General features: G+C 70.6%; 11 protein-coding genes. 2 read left to right on the forward strand and 9 right to left on the reverse strand.

Features of this window, described 5'->3' with window-relative positions; all coding sequences use genetic code 11:
• Nucleotides 1-69: 69 nt before the first annotated feature.
• From ligA to map, 5 genes are all read right to left on the reverse strand, one after another.
• Entirely contained in the window at nt 70-2,199 is a 2,130-nt protein-coding gene (gene ligA, locus VF592_RS04075; protein WP_331004333.1) for an NAD-dependent DNA ligase LigA, read from the reverse strand.
• A gap of 11 nt (nt 2,200-2,210) precedes the next feature.
• Complete coding sequence (locus VF592_RS04080) at nt 2,211-2,579, reverse strand: hypothetical protein (RefSeq protein WP_331004334.1); 369 nt, start codon at nt 2,577-2,579, stop codon at nt 2,211-2,213.
• Complete coding sequence (gene purL / locus VF592_RS04085; RefSeq protein WP_331004335.1) at nt 2,572-4,824, reverse strand: phosphoribosylformylglycinamidine synthase subunit PurL; 2,253 nt, start codon at nt 4,822-4,824, stop codon at nt 2,572-2,574. Before purL ends, VF592_RS04080 begins: the two co-directional genes overlap by 8 nt.
• 51 nt (nt 4,825-4,875) lie before the next feature.
• Nucleotides 4,876-6,870 (reverse strand): serine hydrolase domain-containing protein, encoded by a 1,995-nt coding sequence (locus VF592_RS04090; RefSeq protein WP_331004336.1) that lies wholly within the window; start codon nt 6,868-6,870, stop codon nt 4,876-4,878.
• A 106-nt stretch (nt 6,871-6,976) separates the two neighbouring features.
• Entirely contained in the window at nt 6,977-7,804 is an 828-nt protein-coding gene (map, locus tag VF592_RS04095; RefSeq protein ID WP_331004337.1) for a type I methionyl aminopeptidase, read from the reverse strand.
• 66 nt (nt 7,805-7,870) lie between these two features.
• Here map and VF592_RS04100 point away from each other — a divergent pair, with 66 nt between their 5' ends.
• Nucleotides 7,871-8,629: a competence/damage-inducible protein A gene (locus tag VF592_RS04100; RefSeq protein WP_331004338.1), complete on the forward strand. Its 759-nt coding sequence runs from the start codon at nt 7,871-7,873 to the stop codon at nt 8,627-8,629.
• Nucleotides 8,630-8,643: 14 nt separating this feature from the next.
• On the opposite strand, the gene VF592_RS04105 is transcribed toward VF592_RS04100, so the two are convergent.
• Entirely contained in the window at nt 8,644-8,994 is a 351-nt protein-coding gene (locus tag VF592_RS04105) for a hypothetical protein (protein ID WP_331004339.1), read from the reverse strand.
• Between the two features lie 57 nt (nt 8,995-9,051).
• Between VF592_RS04105 and VF592_RS04110 the strand changes: the two genes are divergently transcribed.
• Nucleotides 9,052-9,831, forward strand: a complete 780-nt coding sequence (locus tag VF592_RS04110; RefSeq protein ID WP_331004340.1) for a metallophosphoesterase — start codon at nt 9,052-9,054, stop codon at nt 9,829-9,831.
• Nucleotides 9,832-9,844: 13 nt separating this feature from the next.
• Here the strand turns inward: VF592_RS04110 and VF592_RS04115 are convergent, their stop codons facing one another.
• From VF592_RS04115 to VF592_RS04125, 3 genes are all read right to left on the reverse strand, one after another.
• Entirely contained in the window at nt 9,845-10,369 is a 525-nt protein-coding gene (locus tag VF592_RS04115; RefSeq protein ID WP_331004341.1) for a hypothetical protein, read from the reverse strand.
• A gap of 140 nt (nt 10,370-10,509) precedes the next feature.
• On the reverse strand, nt 10,510-12,477 hold the full coding sequence (locus VF592_RS04120; RefSeq protein WP_331004342.1) for a S9 family peptidase: 1,968 nt from the start codon (nt 12,475-12,477) through the stop codon (nt 10,510-10,512).
• A gap of 56 nt (nt 12,478-12,533) precedes the next feature.
• A complete protein-coding gene (locus VF592_RS04125) occupies nt 12,534-14,156 on the reverse strand; it encodes a M28 family peptidase (RefSeq protein ID WP_331004343.1) in 1,623 nt (540 codons plus the stop codon).
• Nucleotides 14,157-14,199: the final 43 nt, after the last annotated feature.

Genomic DNA, 14,199 nt, shown 5'->3' on the forward strand with positions numbered 1-14,199 from the left:
GCGGCGCGCGACTCGCGCGGGTTACCAAACGGTTCCGCTGCGTTGCAAAAAAACATCAGCGGCCCGGTGTCAGGCCGATCCCGCGACGATTTCCGCCCAGCCTGCCTCGTCGATCACGCGCACGCCCAGATCGGCGGCTTTCTTGAGTTTCGATCCCGCGCCCGGCCCCGCGACCACCAAGTCGGTCTTGGCCGATACCGAAGCGGCGACGCGCGCGCCCAAAGCCTCCGCCTGTGCCTTGGCCTCGTCGCGCGACAGGGTCTCCAGCGAGCCGGTGAAGACGACCGTCTTGCCCGATACCTCGGACGCGCGGGTCTCGTGCACCAAGTCGAGCGGTTCGACCTCGCGGAGCAGGTCGGCGACGACGGCGCGGTTGTGCCGTTCCGCAAAGAAGCCGAGCAGCGCGTCGGCGACCTCGGGGCCGATCCCCGCCGTCTCGATCGCGGCGACCAGCGCACGGCCGCGGCGGAGCACGAAGCGGCGCTCGGGCTCGCCGATGGCCGGCACGGTGGCGCGGCGGACACGGAGCGCAGCGCGGATCATTGCGGCGAAAGCGCGCGCGGAGACATAGCGCCGGGCCAGGTCGCGCGCGGTCACCTCGCCGACATGGCGGATGCCCAGCGCGAACAGGAAGCGGTCGAGCCCGATCCGCCGCCGCTCGTCGATCGCGGCCAGCAGCTTGTCGACGACCAGTTCCGACATCCGCTCGCGCGCGACCAGCGCCTCGCGGTGCCGGTGGAGGCGGAAGATGTCGGCGGGGGAGGCGATCAGGCCGTCGCGGAAGAAATCCTCGACCCGCACCAGCCCCAGCCCGGCGATGTCGAAGGCGTGGCGCGACACGAAATGGATCAGCCGCTCGACCCGCTGCGCCGGGCAGACCAGCCCCCCGGTGCAGCGCACCACCACCTCGCCCTCGCCACGCTCGGCCAGCGAGCCGCAGTCGGGGCAGGTGGCGGGAAACACGAAGTCGGGCCGCTCCGCGTCGCGGGTCAGATTGCCGACGATCTGCGGGATCACGTCGCCCGCGCGCTGGAGCACCACGCGGTCGCCGGGCCGTACCCCCAGCCGGGCGATCTCGTCCGCATTGTGGAGCGTGGCGTTGGTGACGACCACGCCGCCCACCGTCACCGGCTCCAGCCGCGCGACCGGGGTCAGCGCGCCGGTGCGGCCGACCTGGATGTCGATGCCGTTGAGCGTGGTCTGCGCCCGCTGCGCCGGGAATTTATGCGCGATCGCCCAGCGCGGCGCCCGCCCGACGATGCCCAGCCGTGCCTGCCAGTCGAGCCGGTCGAGCTTGTAGACGACGCCGTCGATGTCGAAGGGCAGGTCGGCGCGCGCCGCCTCGATCGCGCGATATGCCTCCAGCGCGGCTGCGACATCGGCGCAGCGCGTGAAGCGCGGGTCGACGGGAAAACCCCACTCCCGCCACTGCGCGACGAGCCGCTCCTGCGTGTCGAACGGCAGGGCGGACGCCTCGCCCAGCCCGTGCGCGAGGAAATGGAGCGGCCGGGTCGCGGTGACGCCGGGGTCCTTCTGGCGGAGCGATCCCGCGGCGGCGTTGCGCGGATTGGCGAATTGCCGCGCCCTGGCCGGGTCCTCCGCCTCGCGGAGCAGCCGGGCGTTGAGCGCGGCGAAATCGGCCTTGCTCATATAGACCTCGCCGCGCACCTCCAACAGGTCGGGCGCCTCGCCCGCCAGCGTTTCGGGTATGTCGGCGATCGTGCGGACATTCTCCGTCACGTCCTCGCCGACCGCGCCGTCGCCGCGCGTGAGCGCCTGGACGAGCCGCCCCCGCTCGTAGCGGAGCGAGCAGGACAGTCCGTCGATCTTGGGCTCGGCGGTCAGCGCGACGGGCGCGTCGTCGGGAAGCTTCAGGAAACGGCGCACACGCGCGACGAACTCGACCACCTCCTCGTCGGCGAACGCGTTGTCCAGGCTGGTCATCGGCCGCGCATGGGCGACCTTGGCCAGGTGCGACGCGGGCGCGGCACCGACCGCCTGCGCGGGCGAGTCGGCGCGCACCAGCCCCGGAAAGGCCGCCTCGATCGCCGTGTTGCGCCGGACCAGCGCGTCGTACTCGGCGTCCGAAATCTCGGGCGCGTCCTCCATATGATATAGCCGGTTGTGCCGCGCGATCTCGGCGGCGAGCGTCTCCAGCTCGGCGGCGGCCTCGGTCTCGGTGGCGGGCAACGGGGTCATGGCGACCGCGCCTAAGCACCCATGCCGAGTCGCGCCACCCCGCCGGGCAACCACAGACCCGGATAGAGCAGCACGACCATGCCCAGGATCAGCGCCAGCCTGGGCAGCGGGCGCCAGTCCAGCGCACCCAGCGCCTCGACCGCCGTGACGGTCGCATAGGCGCAGGCGACCGAGCCCGCCCAGCACCAGAGCGCGACGAGCGCGATCGCGGCGCGGCCTTCGCTGAACAGAAAGGCCATCACCGTCATGAACAGCCCCGCCATGCCCAGCCCGAGCATCGCCACCCCGGCGACCAGGGCGAGCACCGCCGCGATCGGCAGCACGCCGATCGCCAGCGCCGCCGCGATTCCGCCGCGCCAGTCGATGCCGCCGTTACGCAAGCGCCGCGTCCGCTCCCATCAGCGCGGGGAAGAAGCCCTCATGCGCCGCGCGCAACCGGTCGAGAGTGACGACATAGTCGCCGTGCGGCAGCTCGAAGATCAGCCGCTTGCCACCGGTGCGCCCCAGCGGCATCACCTCGACGCCGGCCGCGTCGGTCGACATCAGGAAGTCGAGCAGCGCCATGTCCTGGATGGTCACGACGTAGAGCCCCTGATCCTCCGCGAACAGCGCGCGCGCCGGCCCGAGCCCCAATGGCCGGTCGATCATCGCGCCGATGCCGCCCGCCAGCGCCATCTCCGCGACCGCCACCGCGACACCCCCATCGGCAACATCGTGGACGGCGGTCAGGCACCGCGTGCCGATACGGTGGCGGATCAGCGCGCCCGTCCGCCGCTCCGCGTCGAGGTCCACCGGGGGCGGGGGACCCGCGTCGCGACCCTCGATGCCGTGCAACTCGCGCAGATAGAGCGACTGGCCGAGATGCCCGACGCGGTTGCCGACCAGCAGGATCACGTCGCCCGGCTGCTTGAACCCGATCGTGGCGGAGCGGGTATAGTCGTCGAGCAGCCCGACCCCGCCGATCGCGGGGGTGGGCAGGATCGCCGAACCGCCGCCGGTCGCCTTCGACTCGTTGTACAAGGACACGTTGCCGCTGACGATCGGGAAGTCGAGCGCGCGGCAGGCCTCGGCCATGCCCTCGATGCAGCCGACGAGCTGGCCCATGATCTCGGGGCGCTCGGGATTGCCGAAGTTCAGGCAGTCGGTCGCGGCGAGCGGCCTGGCGCCGACGGCGCACAGGTTGCGCCATGTCTCGGCAATCGCCTGCCGCCCGCCCGCGACCGGGTCGGCGAAGCAGTAGCGCGGGGTGCAATCGGTGGTGATCGCCAGCCCCTTCTCCGTCCCGTGCACCCGCACCACCGCGGCGTCGCCGCCGGGGCGCTGGACGGTATCGGCGCCGACCATGTGGTCGTACTGCTCCCAGATCCACCGCCGCGACGCCAGGTCGGGCGAGGCCATGAGCTTGAGCAGATCGGCCGCCGGGTCCTCGCATTCGGGAAAGTGGGCCAGGGGGGCGGGGGGCTCGGTCGGGACGTGCGGCCGGTCGTAACAGGGCGCATCGTCGGCCAGCGGGCCGAGCGGAATGTCGCACACCGTCTCGCCGCGCCAGCGAAGCACCATCCGGCCCCCATTCGGACCGGCTTCCGTCACCCGCCCGATGACCGCGAAGTCGAGCTCCCATTTGCGGAAGATCGCCGCTGCTTCGTCCTCGCGGCCGGGCTTCAACACCATGAGCATCCGCTCCTGGCTTTCCGACAGCATCATCTCATAGGGCGTCATGCCGCTCTCGCGCTGGGGCACGTCGTCCATCACCAGCTCGATCCCGACCCCGCCCTTCGACGCCATCTCGACCGAGGACGAGGTGAGGCCCGCCGCGCCCATGTCCTGGATCGCGACGATCGCGTCCGATGCCATCAGTTCAAGGCAGGCCTCGATCAGCAGTTTCTCGGTGAAGGGATCGCCGACCTGAACGGTGGGGCGCTTCGCCTCGGCGTCCTCCCCGAAATCCGCCGACGCCATGGTCGCGCCATGGATGCCGTCGCGGCCGGTCTTGGACCCGACATAGACGATCGGATTGCCGATGCCCGACGCCGCCGACAGGAATATCCTGTCCTGGTCGGCCACGCCCACCGTCATCGCGTTGACCAGGATGTTGCCGTCATAGGCCCGGTGGAAATTCACCTCGCCGCCGACCGTCGGCACGCCCACGCAATTGCCATAGCCGCCGATGCCCTGCACCACGCCCGCGATCAGGTGACGCATGCGGGGATGGTCGGGCCGTCCGAAGCGCAACGCGTTGAGGTTCGCGACCGGGCGCGCGCCCATGGTGAACACGTCGCGCAGGATGCCGCCCACGCCCGTCGCCGCGCCTTGATAGGGCTCGATATAGCTCGGGTGGTTGTGGCTCTCCATCTTGAAGATCGCCGCTTGGCCGTCTCCGATATCGACCACCCCGGCATTCTCGCCCGGCCCGTGGATCACGCAGTCGCCCGTGGTCGGCAGCTTCCTCAGATGGATGCGGCTCGACTTGTACGAACAATGCTCGGACCACATGACCGAGAAGATGCCGAGTTCGACCAGATTGGGCTCGCGGCCCAGTGCGTGGAGGACGCGGTCATATTCTTCGGGGGACAGGCCGTGCTCGGCGACGATGTCCGGGGTGATCCGGGGGGCGGTCTCGGTCATGGGCGGGCCAATAGCGACGTGCGCCACCCGCGTCACTCCCGCGCTTCTGCCCTATTCCACCGCGTCGAAGCGATATTCGTGCTGGCTGTCGCGCACGATCAGCTGACGCTTGCCCCCCGTGTCCGCGATGACCAGCGGAAAGCCGAGCACCGTCGGGTCGGTCAGCACCATCGACACGCTGCCGTCGTCGTTGCGCCGCGTCCCGACCGGGGTCACGATCGTGTTGAAGCGGAACAGCGTCTCGGCGCCGCGCCGCTCCACGTCGAGCCGCCCCAGCTCGGCGCTGCGATAGCGCCGCGCCAGCTTCGCCACGATCGCCGGGTCGGCGGGCGCGGTCAGCTTGGCGCGCTCGGTCGCGAATTCGGCCCTGATCCGCGCCGCCGACGCGGTCACGTCGCCCGCCGCTTCGGGCTTGCCGTCGTAGAGCAGTTCCAGCAGGCGGCGCATGAAGGGGCGGAGCAGCGACTGGCCGTTATCGGCATTGGTCAGGATCACCGCGCCGATGCCGGCATCGGGCACCAGCATGATGTCGCTCTTGTAACCGCCCATCGATCCGCCGTGATGGACGACGGGGACGCCCCAATAACGGTTGACCTCCAGCCCCATGCCATAGGTCACGTCCTCGCCGACGGGCACGGTCGGTACGCGCCGTTCGAGCAGGTTGGCGGGCGTCACCCATTGCCGCCCGTCATCCAGCCGGCCCTCGCGCAGCTCGAAGCGGACATACTTCACCAGGTCGTTGGCGGTCGACCAGGCGCCGCCGGCCGGACGAAAGGGCGCGACCGCGCGGTTGAGCGCCATGCCCGCGTCGAGCGTCGCGGCGGGCTTGCCGTCGAGCCCGTCCGAATGCGGCCGCGCCCAATTGCCTGCGGTCGCCCGGTCGAAGTCGAACGTCGTGACCGTCATGCCCAGCGGCCGGAATATCTTCTCGTCCATCGCCCGGTCGAACGCGCGGCCCACCTCCATGCCGGGGTGGACGATATGGGCGCCGACATAGCCCGCCGCCGACGCCATCAGGTTGTTGTACTGGAACACCTCGCCGAACCCGCTGGTCGGCTGCGTCGCCGCGAGCTGGACGAAGGTGTCGGAAGCGGGGGTGGTCGGGCCGGTGTTGAACAGCCATTCCATGTCTTTGCGCGGCAGGCCCGTGCACGCGCACACCAAGTGGCGGACCTGGACCTTGGCGGTGGTGTCCGCGCTACCCAGCTTGAAGGCCGGATAGACCGAGGTCACCGGCTGGTCCCAGCGCAGCCGGCCCTCGTCGACCAGCCGGGCGAGCAGCAGGGTCGCCATGCCCTTGGTGTTCGACGCGATCATGAACTGGCTATCGGCGTCGACCGGGGTCGGCTTGCCGATCTCGCGTACGCCCAGCCCCGTCGCGTAGACCGTCCGGTCGCGGTCGGTGATCGCGAACGCCGCGCCGGGGATGCCCAGCTCGCGCATCGCGGTCTGGACGAAGCCGCGCAGCTCGGCGATCCGCGCGGCGTCTATCGGGCGCGCGGCGCGTCCGGCGAAGCTCTCGCGCGAATAGCCGGCGGGCCGGATGCTCTGCGACACCAGGCTGGCGGCGGCGCCACGCTTCTCGAAGGTAGCCTCGGCGCCGTCGGCGATCATCACCGTCCAGTTCGGGCCCGACCGCAGCGCAAAGGCGCTCATGAAGCGGCGCTCGTTGGGCGACACCTCGTAATCGACATAGTGGCGCTCGTCCCAGCCGTTGCGCGGCGGGCGCGCGGTGACGAGCTTGGGCGCGCGCGCGGCGGCGGGCGCGTAAGCGGCCCAGGCCGCGGCCGCGGCGGCCTTGGCGTCGGCGGCGGGCCCGACATTGACGATCGCGATCTTCACGTCACCTTCCGGCGCGATCACCTCCGCGAAGCGCGGCGCGTTCCGGAGCGTCCACGCCTTGGGCGCGGTGAAGGTCGCGCCGGACGGGGTCCTGGCCGGCCGATCGGCGTCGGCCGTCGCGGGCGCAGGGCTTGTCTGGGCGAGCAACGGCGGCGCGCTCCCCAGTCCGGAGATCAACGCCAGGGCCGTCAAGGTGTCGCGCATTTCAGCCTCCCCAAGATCGGGGAAAATCTATGCTCGATCCGGTGACGGTGCAATCGCCTATTGGTAAGACGTTGAATCGTGATCGGAAGACTTGGGTGGTCCGCTGTCAGTTATACGGCGGCTGGGTATATCCCTTGGGACTCAACGTGAAGATCTCGCAGCCCGTGTCGGTGATGCCGATCGAATGTTCGAACTGAGCGGATAGCGACCGATCACGCGTCACCGCCGTCCAGCCATCGTCGAGCAGCTTCACGTCGTGCCGTCCGATATTGATCATCGGCTCGACGGTGAAGATCATGCCCGGTTTCAGCTCCGGGCCGGTGCCCGGCTTGCCGACATGCACCACTTCCGGCGCGTCGTGGAACAGCCGCCCCAGGCCGTGGCCGCAAAAATCCCGCACCACGCCGTAACGGTGGCGTTCCGCGTGACGCTGGATCGCATGGGCGACGTCGCCCATCATGTTGCCGGGCCGCGCCTGTTCTAAGCCCAGCATCAGGCATTCATAGGTGACCTCCACCAGCCGCCTGGCCTTTAGCGGCACGTCTCCGATCAGGTACATGCGGCTCGAATCGCCGTGCCACCCGTCCAGGATCGGGGTCACGTCGACATTGACGATGTCGCCCGACTTCAGCGTCTTGTCCGACGGGATGCCGTGGCACACGACATGGTTGATCGAGATGCACGAGCTGTGGGTGTAGCCGCGATAGCCCAGGGTCGCAGGCACCCCGCCGCCCGCCAGGATGAAGTCGTAGATCAGCCGGTCGATCTCGGCCGTCGCGACGCCGGGCACCATGTGCGGCACCAGCATGTCGAGCGTCTCGGCGCAAAGCCGCCCCGCCCGGTGCATCCCGTCGAACGCGGCGCGGCCGTGAAGCTTGATGGCGCCGGTCCGGCCTTCGGGCGCGTCGGCGGTGACGGAGACGTAATCGGTCATGATCCAGGCATATAACCGCGCCTCTTCCGCTTTGCGAGGGTGGCCGGCGCGGCTAAGACGGGGGGCATGGAACCCGAACGCATCTGGACCGCCGCGCTCATCGTCATCGGCGACGAGATCCTGTCGGGACGCACCCAGGACAAGAACGTCGCGCAGGTCGCGTCCTGGCTCAACGTCCAAGGCATCAGGCTGGCCGAGGTGCGCGTCGTGGGCGACCGCACCGAGGCGATCGTCGAGGCGGTGAACGCGCTACGCGCCCGCAACGATTACTGCTTCACGACCGGGGGCATCGGCCCGACGCATGACGACATCACCGTCGACGCGATCGCCGAGGCGCTGGGCGTCGGCGTCGTCCATCACCCCGACGCGATGGCGGTGCTGACCCGCTATTACGAACCGCGCGGCGGCCTGACCGAAGCGCGGGCGCGGATGGCGCGGGTGCCCGAGGGCGCGGAGCTGATCCCCAACCGCCTGTCGGGGGCGCCGGGCATCCGCGTCGGCAACCTGTTCATCATGGCCGGCGTGCCGCATATCACCGCCGGGATGCTCGACGCGCTGACGGGCACGCTGGAGGGCGGGCGCCCCGTCGTGTCCAAGTCGGTCGGCTGCTGGGTCGCCGAATCGGAGGTCGCCGACCTGCTGCGCACCGCCGAGACGACGCATGAAGGCGTGTCGATCGGCAGCTATCCCTTTTTCCGCGACGGGCGCGTCGGCGCGAATTTCGTGGTCCGCAGCCCCGACGAGGCGCTGGTCGACCGCTGCGTCGCCGATCTGACCCGCGACCTGGAAGCGGCGGGCAAGGACGTGACCGGCGGGGGGATCTGACCCTGCTCCCCTCCCTATCCAGGGAGGGGAGGGGATCGCGCCGACCCCGCCCACCAGTCCGCATAAGGCGTGTTCTTCGCCATATGGCGGTTCCAGTCCGCCGCCCCGTCGGCCCACCACACCGGCCCTCTCTCCCCCAGCGCCAGCTTCGCCCGGTGCACGTCGGCCCGCGCCGCGCGCTCGGCGTCGGCATCCCCGGCCTTCAGGGACGACCCGACCCGTCGCCGCGCGTCCATGAGGTCGCGGACCAGCGCCGCCCGCCGCTCGGGCGAGAGCGCCGGGTCCGAGCACCGCCACAACCGCCCCCGCACGACGAAGTAGCGTCCGTCGGGCGTCACGGGGTGGCCTTTGCCCGCCTCGCTCATCTATGCGCTGGCCCGGCTTGGGCGTCGGCGCGTTGTGCGCGGCTCTGGAGGGTGTCGATGAAGCTGTTCCACGTAAGCGACGTGCATTTCGGGGCCGAGGACAAGGCGGCGATCGCCTGGTTCGACGGGCTCGTCGCCACCGAGAAGCCCGACGCGGTGATCATGACCGGCGACCTGACGATGCGCGCGCGCGCGCATGAGTTCGAGGCGGGGGCGAACTGGCTGCGCGCGCTGAACGTCCCTGTCACGCTGGAGGTCGGCAATCACGACATCCCCTATTATTGGGACCCGGTCCGCCGCTTCCTGTTCCCGTACAAGCGCTACGAGAAGCTGGAACGGATGATCGAGCGCGAACTGCACCTGCCCGGCCTGACGATCGTGCCGCTCCAGACGACCGCGCGTGCCCAGTGGCGGTGGAACTGGTCCAAGGGTCATGTCAGCCGCACCGCGCTCGACCGCGCGCTGGCGGCGGTCGCCAAGGCGCCGCGCGGCGACCTGATCTTCGTCGCGGGTCACCATCCGCTGGTGGAGGCCGGGACGCGCGGCACCGCCCGGACCGAGAATGGCGAGCAAGCGCTCACCGCGCTCGCCGCCGCCGGCGCTCATGCGGTGCTGTCGGGCCATGTCCACGACGCGTTCGACGTGCCCGTCGATCGGAGCGGCTGGACCGTGCGCATGATCGGCGCGGGCACGCTGTCCAAACGCACCCGCGCGACCCCGCCCGCCTTCAACGAGATACGCATCGAGGGCGGCCGTTTCGACACGGTGATCCGCAGCTTCTCGTCCGAACCCGACGTCTCGATCAGCGGGACGACGCGGTCGGGGGTGCAACGCTGAGCGACGCCTGAATTCACGGGCAGCGCGCATCGCGTTTGTTCGTCAGTCGCCATTCGGGCCGATCGGCGACGACGTACCAGGTCGACCGGGTCGGGGCGGCCCCCTGGACATACGAATCCTGGGCGGTGAAGGACAGGCACGCGTTGCCCAGCCAGGCGAGGTCGGCGGTGTAGGAAAGCGCTTCGGGTACGATCCGGCGGCGCAAGGTCAGGCCGTCGACCGCCCAGAGGTGGAAACCTTCGGTCATGGTCTCATAAGCCTCGTTGAACACCGCCGCGGCCAGGTATCTGGCATCGGGCGAGAACACCGGCTTCTCGCCCGTCGTGATCCAGTTCGACTCCGTCGTGGCGACGACGTAATCCTGTCCTTCGTAATAGCCGACATCGACGCCGAAGAGCCGCCCCTCGATAAGTAGGTCGCGGGCCCGGAACGTCACGCAGCTATCGACGTCCACCTCGCAGCTTATGTCGGTCAGTTCGGTGCGTCCGATGAACAAGGTCGCACCGACCCGGCGGACGACGCCCGGATGGGCGGCCATGATCCGCCTTTCTCCCTCGTCGGCCGGCCCGGCCGCTCGGGACGGTGCGAGCGAGGACGGTGCCGACATCGGGGGCGCCGCGCAAGCGGACAGCGGCAGCGCGAGCAGTACCGCCACCCGCGCGAACACGGCCCCGCCCGTCAGCGGGCGGTGATGGCGGGCGCGGTACTCGCCACGCCGTCCGCCGCCGGCGTTCCGAGCACGCCGCGCAGGAACACCGTCTCGACCTGCAGGCTCAGGTCGCTGTTGGGCTTCTTGCGCCAGCCATGGCCTTCGTCGGCGAAAAGCAGGTAGGACACGGGCACGCCGCGCGCGCGCAGGGCAGCGACCATCTGCTCGCTTTCGGCGCGGGGCACGCGCGGGTCGTTGGCGCCCTGTTCGATCAGCATCGGCTTGGTGATCCGGGCGACGTTGGCGCGCGGGGAGATGCGCGCGAACACCGCCTTCATCGCGGGCGTCCGCTCGTCGCCATATTCGGCGCGGCGCAGGTCGCGGCGATACGCTTCGGTCTTCTCCAGGAAGGTCGTCCAGTCGCCGATCCCGAACAGATCGACCCCGCCCGCCAGCCGGTCCGAATACATGGTCATCGCCGCCAGCGACATATAGCCGCCATAGGACCCGCCGATCACCGCCACCCGGCTCGCGTCCAGATCGGGCTGCTTGGCGATCCAGTCGAGCAGCGCGCCGATGTCCTTGACCGAATCCTCGCGCTTCTCGGCATTGTCGAGGTTGAGATAGCTGGTCCCATGGCCGTCAGACCCGCGCACATTGGGGACGATCACCGTCGCCCCCAGCATGTCGACGAAGCTGGCGATCGTCGGCGACCAGCCGGGCCGCGCCTGCGCCTCCGGCCCGCCATGGATCGAGATCAGCACGGGGGTCTTCGCGCCCGCCGCCGCCTTCTTGGGACGGTAGACGAAGGCGGGAACCGACAGCTTGTCGAAGCTCTCGAACCGCATCAGTTTCGGCTCGGGCAGGGTCGCGCGGTCGATCGGGCCGATCTCCGACTCCGTCCACCGCGTCAGCTTGCCCGCGCCCGTGTCCCACACCCACACATCGCCGGGCGCGGTCGGCGAGGCGAGGCCGATCGCCAGCCGCTGGCCGTCGGGCGACAGCCGCATGGTGCCGACCACCCCCGCCGGCAGCGTCGGTTGCGGCAGCGCGCGGCGGGTGACGAGGTCGCGGACGACCACCCTCGAATAGCCGTCCTCGTTCACCGCATAGGCGAGGACGCGGCCGTCGTCGCTCAGGTCGAAATCCTCGACATTCCACTTGGATGCGGGGCTGATCGGGGTCATCCGACCCGATGCGACGTCGATCTCGACCAGCCGTTTCACGTCGCTGCCCCGGTCGCTGACGGCGAGCACGGTGGTGCCGCCGCGCCCGAACCGCGCGGCCTGGAGCAGCGCGGGCGTTCCGGTCGCGATCTCGCGCGGGGTCCCGCCCGCGACGGGCATGACGTACAGCTTCTGCTCGATGTTCGACAGCGCGCGCGACAGGAGCAGCGTCCGCCCGTCGGGCGACACGTCGTCCACGCCGATCGCGCCCGCGCCCTTGTGGATCACGACCCGCGATGCCGGATCGGCGGGATCGGCGGCCAGGATGTCGTAGTCGCTCGACCCCTTGCTCGACCGCGACCAGTAGAGACGGCGCCCGTCGCGCGCGATCACCGGCCCGCTGTTGCGCGTGCCCGTCTCGGTCAACTGCACCGACCGGCCGTCGGGGCCCATGGCGTAGAGCTGGAACCATTCATCGCCGCCCGTGTCGCGGCCGTACAGGATGCGGTCCGACCCGGGGATCGATCGCGCCCCGGCGATCGGCTCGGCGGCGAAGGTGATCTGGCGGCGGTCCATCCCCGGCCCGGCGACACGGTGGAGCTGGGCGGTGGCGCCGAAGCGGGTGGTGATCAGCAGGCTGCCGTCGTCGGCCCAATCGACGACCCCGGCCGACCGGCTCTGCTGGTAGCGCGAGACCGCCTCCGTCACCTCGGCGGGGATGGTGGGGACGTTCTCCAGCGTCGCGGCGCCGACGGTCCGGGTCGCGACCTGCTGGGCCGATGCGGCCGCGGCGAGCGCGAGAAGGGTGGTGGTAGCGAGAAGGTGGCGCATCGATCGGCTCCCAGATTTGCGGAAAGTGTGAGCCAAGCTCCCGGCCGGCGCAACCGTCATCGCCGGGCGTCGTCGGTCTTCGCGCGCACCGCGCGATATTCGACTCCCGAGCGCCATTGCGGCCACCGCCCGCCATCGGCGATCTCGCGCCCGAGTGCCAGGACGAGCGCCCCGTCCTGCGCGGCGGCCGCCATGTCCCATTCCTCCCGGAACTCGTCACAGCGCTGGTGATAGCATTGCGAATTATACTGCTCGACGGCGGCGTCGGCCCGTCCGCCGCTCGCCAGGTCGCGTCCCGCGCGGAAATACAGGCTCGGCACCCCGGCGGCGGCGAAGGCGAAATGGTCGGACCGCTGATACCAGCCCGCCTCGGGCGAAACCTCCGGCTCGATCCGGCGGCCCTGGGCACCCGCCAGCCGCGCGAGATCGTCCTCCAGGTCGACCTTGCCCGCGCCGATCAGCTCGACGCTGCGGGTCAGGGACAGCGCCAGATGCGGGTCGAGGTTGAACACCGCCGCCGTCGTCGCCAGCGGCCGGACCGGATTGGCGGCATAGTGATAGGCGCCGAGCAGCCCGTCTTCCTCGGACGTATAGCCGATGAACAGCAGCGAGCGCTGCGTCCGCGGGCCTCGCGCAAAGGCGCGCGCGACCTCCAGCAACGTCGCCGTGCCTACCGCATTGTCGACCGCGCCGTTGCGGATCGTGTCACCGGTGGAATCCGCCGGCCCGACGCCGTACGCGTCCCAATGCGCCCCGAACAACACCGTCTCGGCGGCGCGGGTCGTTCCCTCTAGCCTGGCGAGGATGTTGCGGGTGACGGTGGGCGTCGCGGTCACCGTCGCCCCGGCGCTCAGCGTCGCGTTCGGGATCGCCACCGCGCGGAAGCCCGGCTCCTGCGCGCGCGCGACCAGCGCCTCGAAATCGAGCCCGCCGCGCGCGAACAGCGTCGCCGCCAGCTCCCCGGTGATGTATCCGGTCAGCCGTGCGGGGCCGGTCGGGGCGGGCGCGCTCGCCGGTCGGAAGGTCGCGTTCGGGTCGCTATTGGCGATCTGCTGCCAGGGCCAGCTCGTCAGCGCGGTGCGGTGCACCGTCAGCACGCCGACCGCGCCCCGGTCGAACGCGGCCTTGGCCTTGCCGCCCGCGTATTTGCTCCGCGCCCGCCCGCCGAACGGCCCCGTGTCGCGGGCGAAATCGGGATCGTTGGGCAGGATCACCACCACCTTGCCGCGCACGTCGGCGCCCGTGTAATCGTCCCAGCCCAGTTCGGGCGCGTGGACGCCGAACCCCAGGAACAGGAGCGGCGCGTTCGCGACGGCGGCGCGTCCCTCGTGCGACGCCCCGATGCTCCAGTCGCGCGCGCGTTCCAGCGGCAGCGCGACGCCGCCGACCCGCAGGTCGAACGACAAGGCGCCCTTGTCCAGCCGGATCAGCGGCACCTCCTGGAACCAGGACCCGTTCGCGCCGCCCGGCTGAAGCCCCGCCGCCTCGAACTGCGCGCGCAGATGCGCCAGCGTCGCCGTCTCCCCGCGCTCGCCCGGCCCGCGGCCCAGGAACGCGTCGCTCGACAGGATGCGGACATCCTCCCGGATCGCCTCGCGCTGGACGGGGGAGGGGGTCGCCATCTGCGCCGCCACCGATTGCGCCGCCGCGATCCCCGCCAACAGAGCCCATGTCCGCATCATCCGTCTCCCATCGCCCGCATCGTCGTAACGGGTCGGCCGC

Source organism: Sphingomonas sp. (assembly GCF_036388435.1).
GTDB lineage: Bacteria > Pseudomonadota > Alphaproteobacteria > Sphingomonadales > Sphingomonadaceae > Sphingomonas.

Excerpts from the sequence above, each read along its gene's own strand:
- ligA (WP_331004333.1), bottom strand. The coding sequence starts at position 2,199 with ATGACCCCGTTGCCCGCCACCGAGACCGAGGCCGCCGCCGAGCTGGAG.
- purL (WP_331004335.1), bottom strand. The coding sequence starts at position 4,824 with ATGACCGAGACCGCCCCCCGGATCACCCCGGACATCGTCGCCGAGCAC.
- VF592_RS04090 (WP_331004336.1), bottom strand. The coding sequence starts at position 6,870 with ATGCGCGACACCTTGACGGCCCTGGCGTTGATCTCCGGACTGGGGAGC.
- map (WP_331004337.1), bottom strand. The coding sequence starts at position 7,804 with ATGACCGATTACGTCTCCGTCACCGCCGACGCGCCCGAAGGCCGGACC.
- VF592_RS04100 (WP_331004338.1), top strand. The coding sequence starts at position 7,871 with ATGGAACCCGAACGCATCTGGACCGCCGCGCTCATCGTCATCGGCGAC.
- VF592_RS04105 (WP_331004339.1), bottom strand. The coding sequence starts at position 8,994 with ATGAGCGAGGCGGGCAAAGGCCACCCCGTGACGCCCGACGGACGCTAC.
- VF592_RS04110 (WP_331004340.1), top strand. The coding sequence starts at position 9,052 with ATGAAGCTGTTCCACGTAAGCGACGTGCATTTCGGGGCCGAGGACAAG.
- VF592_RS04115 (WP_331004341.1), bottom strand. The coding sequence starts at position 10,369 with ATGGCCGCCCATCCGGGCGTCGTCCGCCGGGTCGGTGCGACCTTGTTC.
- VF592_RS04120 (WP_331004342.1), bottom strand. The coding sequence starts at position 12,477 with ATGCGCCACCTTCTCGCTACCACCACCCTTCTCGCGCTCGCCGCGGCC.
- VF592_RS04125 (WP_331004343.1), bottom strand. The coding sequence starts at position 14,156 with ATGCGGACATGGGCTCTGTTGGCGGGGATCGCGGCGGCGCAATCGGTG.